The following is a 19,154-nucleotide window of genomic DNA, read 5'->3' on the forward strand; positions in this document are numbered from 1 at the left end:
TAACTTGCAGTAATACTCATGCAATTACTTGTTGAGTACGTACAATAGGATAAAGTGAGTTTTATCTGATTAATACATCCATTTATGCAGCACCATCTTAAACAATTCCCGGCCTATTCAATTGTAAGTGAGCTGACCAACGCCCTGACAACGTCTAATGCCATTGTGGCGGCACCGCCGGGGGCCGGAAAATCCACCGTTATTCCACTGGCATTACTGACCCAGGTGACCGGGAAAAAAATTCTTCTGATGCAGCCGCGCCGCGTCGTGGTGAGAAGTCTTGCCGCTTATCTTGCCACTTTGCTCGGCGAACCGGTGGGCCAGCAGGTGGGCTATCGCATTCGGGGCGAGAGCGCCGTGTCGGGTCAAACCCGGCTGGAAGTTATTACCGAAGGCATTCTGGCCCGTCGCATACAGCAAGACCCGGAACTCGGTGAGGTGGGGCTGATTATTTTCGATGAATTTCATGAACGCAGCATTCACAGTGATTTTGGTCTGGCATTGGCCCTGGATGTGCAGCAGGGGCTGCGCGAGGATTTACGGCTACTGGTGATGTCGGCCACTTTGGATACTGCTGCGTTGAAACAGCTTCTACCTAATGCGCATGTTTGTACTGCCCAGGGGCGAATGTTCGATGTCGAGGAGCATTACAGCGGGCAGGTGCCAGGCCATCTGCTGCATGAAAAAGTGGCGCACTATACACGTTTGGCGTGTGAGCAGGTAACAGGGGATGTACTGGTCTTTTTACCAGGAATGGGCGCCATCAACAAAGTTGCGCAATTACTCAACCAGCACACGCCATCATCTCAGCCGGTCATTCATCAGTTGTATGGGGCAGCAACCAAAGATGCCCAGACCAGTGCGCTCAGACCAGACCCGAATGGCCGGCAGAAGGTCATTTTGGCTACTAATGTGGCCGAAACATCCCTGACCATTGAAAATATTGACGCGGTTATTGACAGTGGAATGGAAAACGTCGCTGTATTTAATCCTGTCAACGGTTACACACAGCTTAATCAACAAATGATTTCACAGGCCTCCGCCACCCAACGTAAAGGTCGTGCGGGCAGGCTCAGGCCAGGTATTTGTTACAGGATGTGGAGTAAAGAGCAGCAAGATCGGTTAGCGGCCTATGCGCTGCCACAAATTTTGCGGGAAGACGTGACCGGGGTGCTTCTGGAAGCGTTAAGCTGGGGCACTCAACTAAGCGAACTGGCGATGCTGGATCAGCCTTCTGCAGCACAGACTGCCAGTGCCGTTACCACCCTGCAGCAAGTAGGGGCGGTTACTCAAAATACTGCCAGTACAGCGGTTATCACAAACTACGGACGTGAGCTGGCCAGTCTGCCCTGCCATCCCCGCCTGGCCCATATGCTCAGTAAATCCTGCCAAAATATAGCCACTCATGGCCCTGGTCTGTTTCAGGCAGCAGTATGGGTCGCGGCACTGGCCGAAGATAGCGGAAAAAATCAGGCATCTACGGTGAGTGAGGCCCTGGTTAAATTAGATAGTGGCAGGCTGAAGCGTTTACGTAATCTTGCTAACAGATACTGGACAAGACTTATCAGTAGTTCTGCTGACTATCGGCTTTGCGCGCCCCACGACCTTCATTCTGAAGACATTGCTCTGGCGATTGCATTTGCTTATGAGGATCATCTTGCTTACTGGCAAAACGATCAGTGGAAAATGGCCAACGGCAGAGGTGCTGAATGGGCAGGGCGGGTGCCAGACAGCAAGTGGCTAGCCGTACTTGATGGTCAGCAAATTGGGTCTCAGGTAAAAATCCGGCTGGCTGAAGCGTTAACTGAAAAAACAGTGAAAACCTGGTTTAAGGACGGCTTCGAACAATCCGAAGAGGTCAGTTATGATCCCCAGCAGGCCCAGATGCAAGCGCGGAAAATCACCCGCTTTCATCAGATTTTGCTAAATAGCGAACCGGTTGCCGGGCCGGGTAAAAAAGCCATTGCCGTAGCCTGGCTCAAATATCTGCGCACGCTGGATGATAATGCATTACCCCTGTCCGAACCAGCCCGCCAATGGTTACACCGGCTTAGGTTGGCAGTCCAGCTTGACCTGCCCCAGCCCCAGGCGTTCGACCTACCTGAACCCTGGCCGCAAACCTCTCAATCTGTATTATCACTGCTGGATGAAGGCACGTTGCTGAAACAGCTGGCGCTTTGCAAACGCTGGGACGACGTAAGCAAAATTGGTTGGCGGACATTATTGCAACAATCGCTCCCCTGGCCTCAGCAGCATGCGCTTGAGCACTTTTTACCGGAGATGGTTACTGTGCCTGTGGGCAATAAACGGGCGTTGAATTACCGTGCTGACGGGCAGGTGATTTTAGCTGTTAAAATGCAAGAGATGTACGGAAGTACTGAATCCATCAGTGTGGGGCATGAGCCCTATCCAGTAACGTTATCACTGCTGTCACCCGCCGGAAGACCCTTGCAGATGACGCGGGATCTGGCTGCGTTCTGGCAGGGAAGTTACCAGCAAATCAAGAAGGAAATGAAGGGGCGCTACCCAAAACATTATTGGCCTGACGACCCCGCATCAGCCACGCCTACCACCCGCACAAAAAAGTATACAGACTGACATATTTGATCTCGCTGCACAGTTCGAAAGGTAATAATCGTACATCATTTGCTCAGGAGAATCCTTATGCAAGTTGTCAGTTTCAAAGCCACCGGTCTGGCGCAGTTGTCTTATTTGGTCTCCAGTCAGGGGGAAGCGTTTATTGTGGATCCGCAGCGGGATATAGCACAGTATCTGGATGAGGCAGCCCGCCAAAATGTCAGTATTCAGTGCGTGATCGAAACCCATCGCAATGAGGATTTTATTTCGGGCGCCGCGGCGTTGGGCGAGGATCTCGATATACCGGTTTATCACGGAATTAATGCGGACGCTAAAATAGAATACGCACAAAGTGTGCAGAGTAATGACACAGTTTCGGTTGGGGCGCTAACCCTTACCGTTATTGAAACTCCCGGCCACACAAAAGACAGTATCTGTATCAGTGTTAGCGATAACGCAGTGAGCGACGAACCCGTAGCAATTTTCACCGGGGATACCCTTTTCGTCAATGAAGTCGGGCGGACTGATTTCTATCCTGATGAAAAAGAGCATGTTGCAGGGCTGCTTTACGATAGCTTACAGAAATTATTCGACCTTCCGGAAACGGTGATCGTCTATCCTGCCCACGGCGCAGGTTCAGTATGCGGCGCTGGAATGGCAGACCGTGAGTTCACCACGCTGGGTTACGAAAGACGTCATAATCCGGCATGGTCAGTCCGCGACAGACAAGCTTTTATCGACAAAAAACTCAGCGAAACCCATTATTATGCGCCTTATTTTGAACAAATGGAGAGGTATAATTCTATCGGTCAGCAGAAGCGGATTGCTCCCATTTCACTGCCCCGGTTGCCACAAAGAGAGGCCGATGCGGTGTATGATCAGGTTAGCGACGGTGAGATTCAACTTCTTGATGTTCGTGCCATCAGCACATACTGTTCGACACATATTAAAGGCAGTGTATTTCTACCCGGCGGGTTGGCTTCTGCATATGGAGGATGGTTTCTGCAATATGACAAACCGATCATTATCGTATGTGACGAATCAGCGCAGGCATATGACACCGCGTTACAACTTCAGCGCATGGGTTACAGCTGGTTTCCCGGTTATGTTACTGCGCTTCCCGTGATGACCGGCGAAAACGATATCGACCACAAAATTGGTGCTCTTGAAATGGTCTCAGCTGCAACGGTAGCCCATCGCATAGACGAAGGATCTCAGTCATGGCGTCTGCTGGACGTTCGCAAGCAGGAAGAAGTGAATACTAAGGCCTTGCCGCACAGCGAACATCTGTATCTGGGGCATCTTTTTACCGAATTTAAAAATCTTGATTCAACCCTACATTACACTTGTTTTTGTGGCTCAGGAATGCGTGCAACAGTAGCCGCCAGTTTTCTTGAAAAACAAGGCTTTCATCACATCGATGTATTTCAGGGTTCAATGGCAGCCTGGACGCGGTTGCATAAGGATAAATGAAACAGACTTATCACTCATTTGGTCGGAGGAGTGACCAGCGCTGGAGAACATCGCTATAGTAAGATTTAACATGATGATTAATAAGGCTTTTAATATATGGAAAGGGTTTTATTTACATATGTTTAACATATGATCTAAAAAAGTTTAATTTTTGCTCTATTGTTGTGCAGATTTCGTGCTTATACTGAGTTGTTAGCATAGATATTAAACAACCCAGAAAGGATGAGAATTATGAGCAGAGTAGCACTGGTTACCGGAGGGACGCGTGGTATTGGTGAAGCTATCAGCGTGGCGCTCAAAGACGCAGGCTATAAAGTGGTTGCCAACTATGGCGGAAATGATGAGGCAGCCAAGCGTTTTATGGACAAAACCGGTATTGCGGCAATAAAGTTTGATGTATCAGATTATGCACAGACAAAAGATGCCATAGCGCAGATAGAAAGTGATTATGGGCCGGTAGATGTGCTGGTAAACAACGCAGGAATTACCCGTGACGGTACGATGCACAGAATGGATGCAGAGCAATGGGAAGCGGTTATTAAAACCAATCTGGGGTCTTGCTTTAATACATCGCGAGCCGTTATCGAAGGCATGCGTAATCGTCAGTTTGGACGCATTGTTAATGTTGGTTCCATCAACGGACAGGCCGGTCAGTACGGACAAGTAAACTATGCCGCAGCAAAGTCGGGTATTCACGGTTTCACAAAGGCGCTGGCGCAGGAGGGTGCAGGTAAAGGTATTACCGTAAATGCAATTGCCCCCGGTTATGTCGATACTGATATGGTCCGCGCAGTGCCTGAAGATGTGTTACAAAAAATTATCGCCAAGATTCCTGTCGGCCGGTTAGGCTCACCACAAGACATTGCCCGAACAGTTTTATTCCTGGTCGATGATGAGGCGACTTTTATCACCGGATCTACCATCTCCGTCAATGGCGGCCAGCACATGTACTAGCCGCCCTCCAGGCATTAAATTCAACGTCAGGCGGACGTAGTGTCTGCCTGAAGTTGTACGTTTAATGAGTCCATGACCTCGAGCGTAGGAAAACCATCAGCAATAAGATCGTTGGCTAACTGATATTCTCTGATCCCGGCTCTTGTCGCCGGACCAAGGATGCCATCAGGCTTGCCTACATCAAAGCCTTTCTGGTTCAGCTTTTTCTGCATTTGCAATATATCATCGCGGCTGTAAGCCGGTAGGTCAGGTAATGACGATACCAGTCCATCGCTGCCGGCAAGTTGGTTTGCTAACTGGCCCACAGCAATGGCGTAGAATTCGGAATTGTTCCAGCGCATAATGACCCGAAAATTATGGTAGGCGAGAAACGCTGGCCCTTCATGGCCTGCTGGCACCACAACATATGATTCGATGTCACTGTCAGGTAGTTTTGCGCCCCGCGGTAACGTAACACCCTTTTCTGCCCATTCGCTAATAGGGCGGCGCTGCTTATAACCTGACAGACGATAGTCAAAATTATCCGGCAGGGAAACTTCCCGGCCCCAACGAAAGCCGGGCTCCCAACCTAAATTAGCCAGAAAATTTGCGGCACTGGTGAGGGCATCGGCCTCACTGTCCCATAGGTTAACCTGGCCGTTTTGATCGCCATCTGTGGCGTACTGATAATAAGCAGACGGCATGAACTGTGTATGCCCCATGGCTCCGGCCCAGGAGCCCACCATAGTATCGGCGGACAATGATTCTCGTTCCATCAGTTTAAGTGCCGTCATCAGCTCTTGCGTGAAATAAGTGCTTCGGCGCGGATCACAGGCTAATGTAGCCAGTGAGCTAAGTACCGGCATTTTGCCCTTGTAGCCACCATAGTTGGTTTCCAGCCCCCAGAATGCCACCAGATAATGGGGAGGTATGCCATATTTCTGCTCAAGGTTTCTCAGTAGTTCACTATGCTCATCAATAAGCTCACGGCCTTTATTGACGCGCCACTCGGTAACGCGCTTACTGAAATAAGACGGAAAAGTAGTCACAAATTCTGGCTGGCTGCGGTCCAGCTCAATAACCCGTGGCTGATACGCAATACTGGCGAACGCATCGTCTACCACAGTGCGGGCAACACCTTCATCAACAGCCTGGGATGATAAGCGCGATTTGCACTGCTCAAAACTATTCTCATTTTGAGCCTGAGCATTCGTAAAAGAAGAAAAAAAGGTGGTTGTGGCTAAGGCTGATACCACGGCTAAAATACGTTTCATACATTCACCTCGAATCGGGAAGCCACCATGCTATCTTAAAGCAGCTTCCGCAGGCGAATTAAATTATGCGATATCAGTCGTTCTTATGAATAAATTCTGTAATCAAAGGCCGCACATGTTTACGGAACTTTGAGCCACTGAAAATGCCATAGTGCCCAGCGCCTTGCTGAATATAGTGCTGCCGCTTATTGGCCGGAAGGCTTTTACATATTTTCTGTGCGGCCTCTGTCTGGCCTAAACCACAGATATCATCATCTGCCCCTTCAACAGTAAGCAGGGGAGTATCAGTAATAGCTTCAAAGTTGACCGGCTCACCTTTATAAGTAATGGCGCCATTAACCAGCTCATTATTTTTGAAAACACGTTCTATTGTTTCCAGATAAAATTCAGCAGGGATGTCCAGCACAGCCATGTACTCATCATAAAAAGCACGGAAGCGATCTGCGTCTTCTTCTTCTCCATACACCAGGTTTTGGAAAAAGTTTCCGTACTTACGCATGTGCGACTGCTGGTTCATACTAATAAAGCCGCCCAGCTGCATGAACCCGGGGTACACTTCGCGGCCCTCACCAGGATAACCATGTGGCACTTTCATGATAGCAACGTTGCGAAACCAGGACATTGAATGCTGTTGGGCAAACTCGTTAACACGGGTTGGGTTTTTGCTGGTATCCAGCGGACCCGCCATTAGCGTCAGCGTTTTGGGAACGCAATCACTGCCTTTTTCAGCCAACACAGCAGTAGCAATCAGTGCTTGTACAGTAGGCTGACAAATCGCAATAAGATGCGTATCCGGACCGAGAAATTCTTGAAAAGAGACGAGGTATTCCACATAACAATCAAACGTAAAAGGCCCTTCTTCTAAGGGAACCTCTTTTGCATCTGCCCAGTCTGTCACATAAACCTCATGATCGGGCAACAATGCTTCTACGGTACCTTTGAGCAGTGTTGCAAAATGACCAGAAAGCGGAGCTACCAACAATACTTTGTGGTTATCTTTAACACCTTTTCGGTTAAAGTGAATCAGATCACAAAAGGGGTAGCTGACAGCGACTTCTTCACGCACGGTGTGATGCTTGCCATCGATTGTAACTTCATTGATGTCAAAGCCCATTTTTTCATAGCGCTGGGTAAGTCTCATAGCGGTCTCAAGAGACGCACGGGTTATACGGCCCGGCAATGTGTGCGAATACAAGTTCGCCGGATGACTTACCACCGAATTTATCAGGCTCAAGCCTTCATGCATGATATTCGCGGTACGAGTCAGGTAATCATAAGCCTGGTAATTCATCACATTTCTCCGAAAAACAAGGTTTGGGTCAGCGCAGTCAATGATATGAGCAAGCGGGCAGGGTCTGGTGTTACATAATAAAAAAAGCTGGCAGAACTGCCAGCCTGATTCAGATTACTTCTTTGTCGCGTTGGCGAAGGAAGAAGTCATTAAATCGCTCATTCCTTTCACCATTTCACCGGCTTTCTCCTGCGCTTCACTCATTATTGAATAAGAGCTTTTCGCCGTATCAGCCATTTTTTCCTGCATAGACTCAACATATGCTTTTTGTGTTTCAGCCACAGCCATAACGTCTTTTTTGCCACTAAGCTGCTCAAAATAATTCATACTTTCAGACATCATTGTTGAGTACAGCTCGGTCTGCTTTTCAGCCAGGCTTTGCATGGTGCTAAGATTAAGGCTGGCCAAATCACTCATTGGCTTCATTGCAGTTTTAAATTGTTCATTCATTTGTTCAAACATGGTCTATCTCCAAAGTATAACGAAAGGTTAACTGGTTGATTTGGTATCAGTATCTTTTTTGGCTGCACCTGATTTTGGCGAAGCCGTCGTTTTTCGTGTGCGGGCCGGGGTCTTGGCCGTGCTCGCCGACGTGCTACTATTCTGGGTTGTCTTAGTGGGCGCTGCTGTCGCCTTGTCCGCTGCACTCGTCACCGATTGCGCAGCTTTTTCGCTGGCCTGCGCTGTTGCCTCACCTGCCTGCTTCACAGACTGAGATACCGCTTTGCTGGTAGATTCAGCTTGCTGTTTCATCTCATCGGCAGATTTAGCCGTAGTCTCAGCAGACGTGGTGACAGAATCTGCTGCATTACTGGCTTTACGTTTAACTGATTCAGTGGTTTGTTCCGCTGTCTGTGCTACCGTCTCGGTACTCTGAGCCTGAAGATCAGCCAGGGTTTGTAGTGTCGCCCTGGAGCTGTTGACCCATCGCTCGCGAACCGAGGCTGCGTATTCATTATTAGCCGCTAAGATCGTTTTGATTTCGGGTTGGACGCTAACCGTTTTCATGTATTTGACCCCATCAGACATCATGCCGGTCCACAATTCAGTTTGCTGTTGTGCAAGACTTTCGAGTGTTTTTGCATTGGTGGTAAATAACGACTGAACAGGGTTGGTAGTCGATTTCAGCTGTTCTGAAAAAAAGCCAAACATAGTAGTCTCCCTCATCAAATTAAATGCTGCGCTGCAGCAGCGATGTTTAAATAATAGACAGGTGAGAGCGCTTCGTCAACTTTTTTTGCTGCAACGCAGCATGGCTACTTATACTGATTGGCTATATAGAAATGTCATTTTCTGCTGCGATGCAGCACAGAATTATTTCTTAGGCTTCTTTGTCCACATATGAATATTCTCCTCCATCATCTTATTGAAGATATTGAAAGGATTATTATCCAACATGTTTTTCATCATGCCCTGAACCTGGTCCTGTTGTTCAATAAAATGCACCAGACTTTGTTCGAGATACTGCCGCACGTAAATTTCCATATCGGTGTCGTAATAACGAATCAGTTGTTTGAGCAATGAGTTGGTTAGCAGAGACTGGTTCTCATCGGTTTCAGATTCACTGATGATTTGCAGTAAAAGAGACTTGGTGATGTCTTCTTCGGTTTTTGAATCTATAACCGTAAAATCCTCGCGTTCATCAATCAGGGTTTTAATGTAATCGAGATTTACATACTGACTTTTTGACGTGTCGTATAAACGGCGATTGGGATACTTTTTTATGGTAATCATTTTGCACCAGTGGTGATGAAGCGCTGTCATCAGAGTAGCGAATGCCTTGGAGCAGAGCAAGACAATCCGAACAGCGTCAGTTTTCATCATGGTGGTGTGTGCTGTTAGCTACAGTTTTCTCACCCTTTCGTCAACGTATTTAGGTATGTTAGCGTGACAGATAACGATAAGTCGTTGATCCATGACCAACACAGGATCTTGGTATGAATCTGGCTTGTATTACATTGAGCGCCCTCTTAGACGGGGCAAATTTACACTGACCTGGAGTCAAAGTATGAACAAATTTGTTAAAACGTTCGCCGCTAGCGCTGTTATTGCATGTGCCTCTTTTACCGCACAGGCGCAGGAATCTTCCTCACAGCAGTCTATGGAGCAATCCTCACAGCAGCAAATGGCTAAGTACGATGACGCTACACTGGAAAAATTCACTATGGCAATGGAAGCAGTAAGCACAGTTGCCAATAAGTATGATCCAAAGTTTAAAGAAGTAGAAAGCCCTGAAGAAGCACAGAAAATTCAGAAGCAGGCTCAGGCTGAAATGGTTGATGAAATAGAGAAGACCGGCCTGACAGTAGATAAATACACTACTATTGCTCAGCGCGTGCAAACAGATGAAACACTGCGTGAACGTGTGCTTACTATAGCGCGTGAAAACCAGCAGGAAAATAGCTAAGACATCATGTGGTTATGTAATTATAAAGAGGCAGCGACAACCGCTGCCTTTTTTATTGCCCACAATATTTACAGCATTTTTTTAACGTAGCTCCCTGGCGCACTTTCCAGCGCTGGGTAATCTTTATGCGTACCAGGTTTGATTGCAGTAACCTTCTGCTTGTTTTGCGCCTGCATCCAGGAATACCAATCTGGCCACCACGATCCTTCTACTTTTTCAGCACCTTCAAACCATTTTTCGCCTTGTGCTGGTAAGTCTGTATTAATCCAGTGTGGGTATTTACCCCCGTTAACCGGATTTATGACTCCTGCCAGGTGTCCCGAGCCCGCTAAAACAAAACGCGTTTCGCCTTTTACCAGCTGCGTACCTTTATAAGCGCCTTGCCACAAAACAATATGGTCAGCCATGGTGGCAAGAAAATACACGGGCATGTCAATTTTACTCAGATCGATATCAATGCCATCAATCGTAATACCGCCCGGTTCTTTGAGTTTGTTCTCCCAATACGTTGTACGTACATATTGTTTGAAGCAGGCTGCCGTAATATTGGTAGGGTCACTGTTCCAGTACAAAATATCAAACGGCGCCGGATCATGGCCTTTAAGATAGTTATTGATAAAATAAGACCAGAATAAATTATTTTCACGCAGCAAAGAAAAACTTAGCCCCAGGATCCGGCCATCATAAACGCCCTTGATGTCTGCATTTTGCTCCATGACTGGCAGCGTGCTTTCCGTCAGATAATTACCTATCTCTCCCTGCTCAGTAAAATCAAGCAGCGTGGTAAGCAGCGTCAAAGAGCCGATGCGGGTGTCGTTCTTAGCGCGCAGATACGCCGCGGTCATACCAAGTAGTGTGCCGCCAACACAAAAGCCCACCATATTAATTTTTTTCTGCCCACTAACTTTGCCTACAATATCCATCGCCGTAATTGGGCCTTTGTGCATATAATCTGTGAAATCCTGATCAGCCAGGGAGGCATCCGGGTTCACCCACGACATCATATAAACAGAAAACCCCTCATCTAAAAGACCTTTGACTGCCGATTTTCTCTCGTTCAAATCCAGAATGTAGTATTTATTGATAAAAGGTGGAACAAACAGCACAGGCCGGGCGTAATGTTTATTTTGAGTAGGTGTGTAATGAATCAGCTCAAAAAGTTCGTTTTGGTAAATCACTTCACCCGGGGTTGTGGCCAGGTCTTCTCCCACCGTAAATGCATCGGCCGGTGTCTGCGTGATTTTGAACGCCTCTAATGGACTGTGCTCCAGGTCTTTGAGAAAGTTATTGATACCTTTGACAAGATTTTCCCCCCGGGTTTTTAATATTTCTTCGCAAACTTCCGGGTTAGAGAGTAAATAGTTGGTGGGGCAAACTGAGTTGATATACTGGCGTGTATAGAAACGCACCTGCTCCGCGGCCTTTGGGTCACTGAACTGCATGGAATCCACCATGCCCTGGAACATTTTTGCATTAATCAGGTAAGACTGCCGAAGATAACTAAATACGGGATCACTGTGCCAGTCAGTATGGGCGAAGCGTTTATCCGAGCTGTCTTCGTCAATTACCGGCTGCATCTTTTCACCCAGCATTGCTTTTGTCGCCTGTTGCCACAGCGCATTTTGTTCTTTCATAAATGCCATGTGATGCTGCATCAGGCTGGCGGTGTCCACTTCTACATTATCTTTGAGTAACTGCGAAAAGCGCTCGGCATCGAACATGCCCGGTATTGTTTCGCCGGGTTCACGCTTAGCCAGAATATCATGCACCATGGTATTAAATTGTGTGGCATACTGATTCAGCATGCTCATCACATCACTATAATCTTGCTGTTGCATAAAACCTTCCTGTGACTACTTTTTCTGGCCTTGCGTGGCCATATTCTCAAAAAACTTCTGATACATTGAAAAAGCATTCTGACTATTGGACAGATAAGGTTTCAGCATTTCCAACAAGGCTTCCTGATTACCGCCGGCAAGTTGCTCATTCAGAGCCGACAGGGTGGTTTCATGGAGCTTGCTTAGATCGGGCCAGCCAAATAATTCCCGAGCTTCCTGGGGCGACATATCGACATCGATGGAAATCTTCATGATTCGTTCCTCACGAATAAAGTGTCTAATGATCAGACGGTTAAGCAAGTGCAGACAGCTCACTTACACTACCGTGGCCAATCTGACAGCCAATACACTGGAAATTGCGCAGGGAAACACGCAGAATCCACGCAGTGTATTCTCATCATGGCATGATAAGTGGCTAAAAAACAAACTAAAGCGAAAAAAAATCGCGGGCTATTTTCTGGCCTGTTTTTAAAACTTGTTATTGTTGCTGCCATCGTAATGGCGGGATACGTCATATATCTCGATGCGCAGATCAAACACACATTTTCAGGCAATAAGTGGGAAGTGCCTGCGCAAATATTTGCTCGCCCGCTGATCTTAAACGAGCGTCTTGAGATTACGCCTCAGGAAGTGTTGGATGAATTGGAGTTATTGGGCTACCGCAAGGTCACTACCCCCAAAAGCAGCGGAGAATATGCTTACTGGAATGGTAAGCTGATAGTCATGCGCCGCGCGTTTCATTTTGCCAACGGTCCTGAGCCGCTGCGTAAAATTACCATCAACTGGGCCAATAAGCGCATTGCCAATATTACCGATAATACCGCTGCGCGCCAGATTAACAGCATTCGACTCGAACCGTGGCTGGTAACCCGGCTCGTCAGCGGTTCCCGAGAAGATCGCATGCTGGTAACGTTGGATTCGGTACCTGAGATGTTACCCAAAACCCTGACGCTGGTGGAGGATCGCGACTTTTACGATCATCACGGGGTGGCGCCATTATCAATTCTCAGAGCATTAGTGGCCAACCTGAAAGCTGGCCGCACGGTGCAGGGCGGCAGTACCCTGACGCAGCAACTGGTTAAGAACCTCTATCTGACCCGCGAGCAATCACTAATCAGAAAAGCGAAGGAAGCGGTTATGGCGGTTATCATTGATGCCCGTTACAGCAAAACCGAGATTCTGCAGGCTTACATGAACGAGGTATTTCTCGCCCAGGATGGCAATAAAGCGGTACACGGGTTTGGTCTGGCAAGCTACTATTTTTTTGATCGACCTGCTAATGAGCTAAATGTGCCTGAGATTGCCACTCTGGTGGCAATGATAAAAGGCCCGTCTTACTATAATCCACGGCGCTTTCCAGAGCGGGTAATCGAACGCAGAAACCTCATCTTGCGGCTCTTGTTTGAAAGTAACGAAATCACTGCCAAAGCTTATGAAAAATATCTTGATGCGCCGTTGGATTTAGCTTCAGGTGCAAGTCTGGCAAGTGGTAAACATCCTGCCTACATGCAGAAAGTGAGGCTGGAGTTAAATGATATTCTTGCTGATCCAAGTCTGCGGGATTCAGGCGTCAAAGTGTTTACTACGTTAGATATTTATGCACAGCGAAGAGCTGAAAAGGCGCTGACTTCCACCCTTGGCAGTTTGCAAAAAAACCGGAAGGCGAAGTTGGAAGGGGCCATGGTGGTTTCCGATATCAGTAGCGGCGGTATCCGGGCTATTGTAGGTGCACGGGATGCAGGTTTTAGTGGCTTTAACCGCGCAATTGATGCAAGACGTCAAATCGGTTCTCTGATTAAACCCGCGGTTTATCTGACCGCGCTTGAAGATCCTACTCAATATAATCTGGCCACGCCCCTGGAAGATAAACCGATTACGTTAAAAAGCAACGACGGTAAGATGTGGTCACCGCGTAACTACGATAAAGCGTTCCGTGACAGCGTGCCATTGATCACCGGCCTTGTGGAGTCGCTGAATGTGCCTACTGTTAATCTGGGTATGTCACTAGGGCTGGATAAGGTTGCCCGTACTGTCAGGCGGCTGGGCGTTGAGACGCAGATCAAAGAGGTGCCGGCGATGACACTGGGGGCGGTAACTATGACGCCTTTGCAAACAAATCAGATGTACCAGACCATTTCCAATAATGGCCGCTATGTACCATTACACAGTGTGACCGCTGTGATGTCAGCCAGTAATAACTTACTGTGGAAACACGCGGAATTTTATTCGCAGCGCGCTGATGAAGCTGCTACCTATTTACTTAACTACGGCCTATATAAAGTCACCCGGGAAGGAACAGCAAAACGCCTTGGTAAGGTGTTTCCCAACGTCAACATGGCTGGCAAAACCGGTACCACCGATGATTATCACGATGCCTGGTTCAGTGGTTTTGACAGAAATAATGTCAGCACGGTCTGGGTAGGTAATGATGACAATGAAAATATAAATCTGACCGGAGCCAGTGGCGCCTTACCCGTATTTATTAATTATCAGCGTTTGCAAAGTCCAAAATCACTATCAAGGCGCTTTCCTGATGGTCTGGGAATCGCTCATTTTGATCAGAATACTGGTGAGGTGGTTATACCGGGGTGCCCCAATTCACTGAGTGTTCCGGCAATACAGGATGTACTGCCGCCACCACAAAGTGATTGCGCGGGTAAGGCGGTTGAACAAAACGACGCAGATGACGAAAAAAGCTGGTGGGAACGCTGGTTTTAAGAAAAAACCCCTTTAAGCGCAATATTGCTGAAAAAGATACGGCAAACAGGCCTGGCCGAAAGGTTCATCAATATTGCCTTAAAGGGGGATCCAAAAGTTCAGGATCATCCAGGGAGAATAATTAACGTAAAGTAAACAGCTTGCGCACGCCCGAAAATATTAGAACACTTGCTACGTAAGCGCCCAGCGGTGCCATCGCCGCCAGAAATACTGCAGTTTGACTGATAATCATAATGACAGTCCTTTTACGCATCGTCATCGCCGATAGTCTCGGCAGAGTCAGTGTTCGCGGTGAGCGTTGGCTGGTGATCTACAGGTGCCAGCAACCATTCCTGACTCAGATCATGACGCGTGGCCATACGAATTTCCGCTTTAGTTTGTTCCGCCGTTGCGGCAAGCATCTGCTGCGCTTCAGTTTCCAGAGGGCTTTTTTCACAGGCGTGGGCGGTACCGATACCCATGCTAAACGCGACTACACAGCTAAGTTTGATAACAGTTTTCATCTTCATTCCTTAATTCATAGTAAATACTGCTCGGTACGACTGGCAGCCAGTAAGTAGTAAGTCGCTATAGCTATAGCGAGAGTTGTGCCACTCCAAAAATTAAATTTAAGGCATTGAAAATTAATGATTTTAATTTTTAAGGTGAAAACGTAGCGGAGTTAGGAAGAAGGGTGTCGCTAAAAAGTGGTTTTTTTCACAAGCAGATGGTCAGGTTGACCACCTGATTGTAACTGAGATTGCTAACGAGCTGTTAAGAATTGACCCATCAGGTAGTGTTACGTAGACGAGAAAGCAGCGCAACGACGCCCACCACAATCGCGCCGGCCAGAAAGCCCATCAGGCCGTCTACTATCAAACTGACTATGACCTCGGGTAATGCAATACCAGAGATGATTGCACCAGCAAAATGATGAATCAGCGCAATATTGTGAGTAAGTATGCCACCCCCGACCAGAAACATTGCTATTGTACCGACGATTGCCAGCGTTTTCATAAGCAGTGGGGCGGTAATTAGCAACGCCCTGCCGCTAATTTTCTGAACGCTGTTGAAGTTGCCAGTAAGAGATTTGCGGAGCAGGTAGAGCCCCACGTCGTCCATTTTCACAATTGCAGCCACAAGCCCGTACACACCTACTGTGATAGCGATACTCAAGGCACATAATACTGCTACCTGTGTAGTAAAATCTGCACCTGCGATGCTGCCCAGCGCTATTACTATAATTTCTGCTGAGAGAATAAAATCTGTCCGGATAGCACCTTTAATTTTCTCTTTTTCCAGCGCCACCAGATCGACATCTGCATCCGCTAGCTGGGCCAGACGCTGATCCCGCTCTGCTTCGGTATGATGGGGAAAAAACCGATGGAGCACTTTTTCTGCTCCCTCAAAACAAAGATAAAGACCGCCGAGGACCAGCAGAATAACAATGAGAACCGGGATAAACGCACTGATTAATAGCGCTGCGGGCACTAAAATCACTTTATTAAGCAGGGAACCCTTAGCCACAGCCCAGACCACGGGAAGCTCCCGGTCTGGCTTGACGCCACGGACCTGATCGGCGTTTAACGCCAAATCGTCCCCCAGCACCCCTGCGGTTTTCTTCGCAGCCACTTTAGACATCACAGAGACATCATCGAGCAAGGTGGCGATATCATCAATTAACGCAAGTAAGTTTGCAGCAGCCAAATTTGAATATCCTCACTGTTTTTATTTGTCACAGCATACCGCCAGTCTATGGATTGTCACCCCATTATCGCAGCAGGTTAAAATAACCGCTTACTGGTTGACGCCTGATTCTCGCAGACGCTTATCAATGTGGGGTGAAATATCCGGTGTATCCGAACATCGCAGTGTTCCGCCGGCATATCCGCTTAGCGCTGTTAAAATCTTATTGGCGGTATTGTCGCAGCGCACTTTTTTGGTAATGGGGAACTCGGATATTGCAACAGATTTTCCTTTACGCAGATCAACTATACGAGGATGGTTTTTTTCTTCCAAAGCGCGCCTGGCGTTTGCCCCACCCAGTTTTGAAATGTGACGTTGCTGTTCGCGGGCAAAATACTCATTCAGGGCACCCGATGCACTTACTACCGGCTCGACCTGGTTTGTTTCTGCAGGAGTTGCCTGAGACAACGGCGCTTGGGATGAACCTGGTGCTGATTCAGTGACGCTATTATTCTCATCAGCGGATACAGAACGACTGGTGTGAGTCGGGGCAGAGCGGGGTGCCTGTGCTGCAGAAGAAGACGAGACAACACCCTCTGTTATCGCCGTTGTCGTCTCAGACGGGGCGGTGGGTTTTGTCGTATCCGCCAGCGGAAATACCAAGCGGGCTTCGATTGGCCTGGTGGCCGGTGACTGCCAGAGATATTCAGGAACTGCTGAAAAATACCAAATCGTTACACCTGTCAAAACATGTGCGGTGATGGCGACCGCCCATGCACCATATTTATCTTTGTTACGCAGCCATTTACCGCTCAAGCGGTCGGATAAATCGGTTTTGCCCTCTGTCATTGTGTTAATGACCAACACATCCATTGTCACTGATAAAACCCTGTTCTACGTGCACAAAAAAGAAAGTAACGATTGCACAAAAATAACGCATCAAATCCTGGTTGCACCAAAAAGGTGCTTAAAAAGCAAAATTACTGCGTGGTAAAATGAATAAATATATGATTTTCATAAATATTAATTTGTGGCTTGGCTTTTGAATTGTTGCTTAAAAACGCACGCAATGTGCCATAACATCACCATCGAACCATTGGAGCTGCACATGAAACTAGTTACAGCGATTATCAAGCCTTTCAAGCTTGATGATGTTCGCGAAGCCATCTCAGAAGTCGGAGTAGAGGGTTTGACCGTCACTGAGGTAAAAGGTTTCGGACGTCAAAAAGGTCATACCGAACTATACCGGGGCGCGGAATACCAGGTGGACTTTTTACCGAAAGTGAAACTGGAGATCGCCGTAATGGATGACCAGGTAGATCGCCTTGTGGAGGTCATCGCCGACGCAGCCAAAACCGGCAAAATCGGCGACGGTAAAGTGTTTGTTTACGATCTCGAGCAAGCCGTCCGGATTCGGACTGGTGAGTCAGACGTTGACGCGTTGTAACCCACGATAAGATTGCGGAGAGAGTATAATGGAAATCACGTTTGAACTTGGGTATGCACTGGATACCTTTTACTTTTTGATTTGTGGCGCGTTAGTCATGTGGATGGCTGCCGGATTTGCCATGCTTGAGGCCGGTCTGGTTCGGGCAAAAAATACCACCGAAATTCTGACTAAAAATATTTCTCTGTATGCTATTGCCTGCACTATGTATATGGTCTGCGGGTACGGCATCATGTATGGAGGTGACGACTTCAGCTGGTTTTTAAGTGGCATCGTCGGCGATGGTGCGACTGATGTTGAAGGCGATGCTGCAACCTACGCACCGTCTGCCGACTTCTTCTTTCAAGTGGTGTTTGTCGCCACTGCGATGTCCATTGTATCCGGTGCTGTTGCTGAGCGTATGAAGTTATGGGCATTCTTAACCTTTGCTGTGATTATGACTGGTTTCATTTATCCAATGGAAGGTGCCTGGACATGGGGTGGTGAATCAGTATTTGGCTTATATTCACTGGGCGACAATGGCTTTTCAGATTTTGCAGGGTCGGGTATTGTTCACATGGCAGGCGCGGCAGCGGCTCTGGCTGGTGTGCTTATTCTGGGTCCCCGCAAAGGAAAATATACGGCGGATGGCAAAATCAATGCAATCCCCGGTGCCAACTTACCTCTGGCCACATTAGGTACGTTTATTTTGTGGATGGGATGGTTCGGTTTCAACGGCGGTTCGGTATTAGCAACCGCTACAGTAGAAAGTGCTAACTCAGTAGCCGTTGTATTTATGAACACCAACGCGGCCGCCGCAGGCGGTACCATTGCAGCGCTGCTATTAGCTCGTGTTATGTTTGGTAAAGCTGACCTGACCATGGCGCTAAATGGTGCATTAGCGGGGCTGGTGGCCATCACTGCCGAGCCTTCCACTCCAACTCCTCTGATCGCCACTGTCTTTGGTGCAATTGGTGGCCTGTTAGTGGTCTTTAGCATTGTGACCCTGGATAAGATGAAAATAGATGATCCAGTGGGAGCGATCTCTGTTCACGGTGTGGTTGGTTTGCTTGGTTTATTACTGGTCCCTCTGACTAATGAAGGGGCAAGTGTTGGCGGACAATTACTGGGCGCTCTGACAATTTTCATCTGGGTCTTTGTTACCAGTCTTATCGTCTGGTTAGTTATTAAAGCCATAATGGGTATCCGGGTAACGCCTGAAGAAGAATTTGATGGCGTAGATACCAGCGAGTGCGGACTTGAAGCCTATCCTGACTTTGTCGGAAGCCGCAAATAAACAACCGGGCAAAATAATAAATCAGATAAGCCCAAATCCTTTCATTCAGCCCCGCTTGCGGGGCTTTTTTATTGCCTTCGAAAACATGTTTGCCGATGAGAAAAAACTCCAGCGGTGTCCGCTGGTCCAAAAAACCTTTGCGCTTCATTGCTAAAGCTAACATACGCAGTGCAATGATAGCGGTGGTATATCGTCAATCTGGTTTATAAAAGTTGTGAATACAGAAAAACGATTAATCAAAAGGTGCTGCATTAG

At 47.7% G+C, this 19,154-nt stretch carries 17 protein-coding genes; 7 read left to right on the top strand and 10 right to left on the bottom strand.

Features of this window, described 5'->3' with window-relative positions; translation table 11 throughout:
* The first annotated feature begins 84 nt into the window (after nucleotides 1–84).
* The 3 genes from hrpB (at nucleotide 85) to phbB (ending at nucleotide 5,004) form a co-directional block, all read left to right on the top strand.
* A complete protein-coding gene (gene hrpB / locus F458_RS19130) occupies nucleotides 85–2,598 on the top strand; it encodes an ATP-dependent helicase HrpB (RefSeq protein ID WP_018982462.1) in 2,514 nt (837 codons plus the stop codon).
* A gap of 66 nt (nucleotides 2,599–2,664) precedes the next feature.
* Nucleotides 2,665–4,050 (top strand): MBL fold metallo-hydrolase, encoded by a 1,386-nt coding sequence (locus tag F458_RS0105890; protein ID WP_018982463.1) that lies wholly within the window; start codon nucleotides 2,665–2,667, stop codon nucleotides 4,048–4,050.
* Between the two features lie 231 nt (nucleotides 4,051–4,281).
* Nucleotides 4,282–5,004: an acetoacetyl-CoA reductase gene (phbB, locus tag F458_RS0105895; protein WP_018982464.1), complete on the top strand. Its 723-nt coding sequence runs from the start codon at nucleotides 4,282–4,284 to the stop codon at nucleotides 5,002–5,004.
* Between the two features lie 26 nt (nucleotides 5,005–5,030).
* On the opposite strand, the gene F458_RS0105900 is transcribed toward phbB, so the two are convergent.
* From F458_RS0105900 to phaR, 5 genes are all read right to left on the bottom strand, one after another.
* Nucleotides 5,031–6,257 (bottom strand): lytic murein transglycosylase, encoded by a 1,227-nt coding sequence (locus F458_RS0105900; protein WP_018982465.1) that lies wholly within the window; start codon nucleotides 6,255–6,257, stop codon nucleotides 5,031–5,033.
* A gap of 73 nt (nucleotides 6,258–6,330) precedes the next feature.
* Nucleotides 6,331–7,548: a polyhydroxyalkanoate depolymerase gene (locus tag F458_RS0105905; protein WP_018982466.1), complete on the bottom strand. Its 1,218-nt coding sequence runs from the start codon at nucleotides 7,546–7,548 to the stop codon at nucleotides 6,331–6,333.
* A 114-nt stretch (nucleotides 7,549–7,662) separates the two neighbouring features.
* On the bottom strand, nucleotides 7,663–8,010 hold the full coding sequence (locus F458_RS0105910; RefSeq protein WP_018982467.1) for a phasin family protein: 348 nt from the start codon (nucleotides 8,008–8,010) through the stop codon (nucleotides 7,663–7,665).
* A gap of 27 nt (nucleotides 8,011–8,037) precedes the next feature.
* Nucleotides 8,038–8,700: a TIGR01841 family phasin gene (phaP, locus tag F458_RS0105915; protein ID WP_018982468.1), complete on the bottom strand. Its 663-nt coding sequence runs from the start codon at nucleotides 8,698–8,700 to the stop codon at nucleotides 8,038–8,040.
* A gap of 162 nt (nucleotides 8,701–8,862) precedes the next feature.
* Nucleotides 8,863–9,282 carry a polyhydroxyalkanoate synthesis repressor PhaR gene (gene phaR / locus F458_RS0105920; protein ID WP_026294534.1) on the bottom strand — a complete coding sequence of 140 codons (420 nt, stop codon included), beginning with the start codon at nucleotides 9,280–9,282 and terminating at the stop codon, nucleotides 8,863–8,865.
* 274 nt (nucleotides 9,283–9,556) lie between these two features.
* Here phaR and F458_RS0105925 point away from each other — a divergent pair, with 274 nt between their 5' ends.
* Nucleotides 9,557–9,955 carry a DUF4168 domain-containing protein gene (locus tag F458_RS0105925; RefSeq protein ID WP_018982470.1) on the top strand — a complete coding sequence of 133 codons (399 nt, stop codon included), beginning with the start codon at nucleotides 9,557–9,559 and terminating at the stop codon, nucleotides 9,953–9,955.
* 68 nt (nucleotides 9,956–10,023) lie between these two features.
* On the opposite strand, the gene F458_RS0105930 is transcribed toward F458_RS0105925, so the two are convergent.
* Nucleotides 10,024–11,793 (bottom strand): PHA/PHB synthase family protein, encoded by a 1,770-nt coding sequence (locus F458_RS0105930; RefSeq protein ID WP_018982471.1) that lies wholly within the window; start codon nucleotides 11,791–11,793, stop codon nucleotides 10,024–10,026.
* A gap of 15 nt (nucleotides 11,794–11,808) precedes the next feature.
* Nucleotides 11,809–12,045, bottom strand: a complete 237-nt coding sequence (locus F458_RS0105935) for a hypothetical protein (RefSeq protein ID WP_018982472.1) — start codon at nucleotides 12,043–12,045, stop codon at nucleotides 11,809–11,811.
* Between the two features lie 159 nt (nucleotides 12,046–12,204).
* On the opposite strand from F458_RS0105935, the gene mrcB reads away from it, so the two are divergent.
* Complete coding sequence (gene mrcB, locus F458_RS0105940; RefSeq protein WP_018982473.1) at nucleotides 12,205–14,511, top strand: penicillin-binding protein 1B; 2,307 nt, start codon at nucleotides 12,205–12,207, stop codon at nucleotides 14,509–14,511.
* Nucleotides 14,512–14,756: 245 nt separating this feature from the next.
* Here the strand turns inward: mrcB and F458_RS0105950 are convergent, their stop codons facing one another.
* The 3 genes from F458_RS0105950 to F458_RS0105960 all read right to left on the bottom strand — a co-directional run bounded on the left by F458_RS0105950 (nucleotide 14,757) and on the right by F458_RS0105960 (nucleotide 17,055).
* Entirely contained in the window at nucleotides 14,757–15,014 is a 258-nt protein-coding gene (locus tag F458_RS0105950) for a hypothetical protein (protein ID WP_018982475.1), read from the bottom strand.
* Nucleotides 15,015–15,279: 265 nt separating this feature from the next.
* Nucleotides 15,280–16,197: a DUF808 domain-containing protein gene (locus tag F458_RS0105955; protein ID WP_018982476.1), complete on the bottom strand. Its 918-nt coding sequence runs from the start codon at nucleotides 16,195–16,197 to the stop codon at nucleotides 15,280–15,282.
* Between the two features lie 90 nt (nucleotides 16,198–16,287).
* Nucleotides 16,288–17,055: a hypothetical protein gene (locus F458_RS0105960; protein WP_156824179.1), complete on the bottom strand. Its 768-nt coding sequence runs from the start codon at nucleotides 17,053–17,055 to the stop codon at nucleotides 16,288–16,290.
* A gap of 229 nt (nucleotides 17,056–17,284) precedes the next feature.
* Between F458_RS0105960 and glnK the strand changes: the two genes are divergently transcribed.
* Both glnK and F458_RS0105970 read left to right on the top strand, forming a co-directional pair.
* Nucleotides 17,285–17,623, top strand: a complete 339-nt coding sequence (gene glnK, locus F458_RS0105965) for a P-II family nitrogen regulator (protein WP_018982478.1) — start codon at nucleotides 17,285–17,287, stop codon at nucleotides 17,621–17,623.
* Between the two features lie 28 nt (nucleotides 17,624–17,651).
* Entirely contained in the window at nucleotides 17,652–18,899 is a 1,248-nt protein-coding gene (locus tag F458_RS0105970; RefSeq protein ID WP_018982479.1) for an ammonium transporter, read from the top strand.
* Nucleotides 18,900–19,154 lie beyond the last annotated feature (255 nt).

The organism is Salinimonas chungwhensis DSM 16280 (genome assembly GCF_000378185.1).
GTDB lineage: Bacteria > Pseudomonadota > Gammaproteobacteria > Enterobacterales > Alteromonadaceae > Alteromonas > Alteromonas chungwhensis.

Bases quoted from the DNA above. Each gene is read 5' to 3' on its own strand.
- hrpB (WP_018982462.1), top strand. From the start codon at position 85: ATGCAGCACCATCTTAAACAATTCCCGGCCTATTCAATTGTAAGTGAG.
- F458_RS0105890 (WP_018982463.1), top strand. From the start codon at position 2,665: ATGCAAGTTGTCAGTTTCAAAGCCACCGGTCTGGCGCAGTTGTCTTAT.
- phbB (WP_018982464.1), top strand. From the start codon at position 4,282: ATGAGCAGAGTAGCACTGGTTACCGGAGGGACGCGTGGTATTGGTGAA.
- F458_RS0105900 (WP_018982465.1), bottom strand. From the start codon at position 6,257: ATGAAACGTATTTTAGCCGTGGTATCAGCCTTAGCCACAACCACCTTT.
- F458_RS0105905 (WP_018982466.1), bottom strand. From the start codon at position 7,548: ATGAATTACCAGGCTTATGATTACCTGACTCGTACCGCGAATATCATG.
- F458_RS0105910 (WP_018982467.1), bottom strand. From the start codon at position 8,010: ATGTTTGAACAAATGAATGAACAATTTAAAACTGCAATGAAGCCAATG.
- phaP (WP_018982468.1), bottom strand. From the start codon at position 8,700: ATGTTTGGCTTTTTTTCAGAACAGCTGAAATCGACTACCAACCCTGTT.
- phaR (WP_026294534.1), bottom strand. From the start codon at position 9,282: ATGATTACCATAAAAAAGTATCCCAATCGCCGTTTATACGACACGTCA.
- F458_RS0105925 (WP_018982470.1), top strand. From the start codon at position 9,557: ATGAACAAATTTGTTAAAACGTTCGCCGCTAGCGCTGTTATTGCATGT.
- F458_RS0105930 (WP_018982471.1), bottom strand. From the start codon at position 11,793: ATGCAACAGCAAGATTATAGTGATGTGATGAGCATGCTGAATCAGTAT.
- F458_RS0105935 (WP_018982472.1), bottom strand. From the start codon at position 12,045: ATGAAGATTTCCATCGATGTCGATATGTCGCCCCAGGAAGCTCGGGAA.
- F458_RS0105950 (WP_018982475.1), bottom strand. From the start codon at position 15,014: ATGAAAACTGTTATCAAACTTAGCTGTGTAGTCGCGTTTAGCATGGGT.
- glnK (WP_018982478.1), top strand. From the start codon at position 17,285: ATGAAACTAGTTACAGCGATTATCAAGCCTTTCAAGCTTGATGATGTT.
- F458_RS0105970 (WP_018982479.1), top strand. From the start codon at position 17,652: ATGGAAATCACGTTTGAACTTGGGTATGCACTGGATACCTTTTACTTT.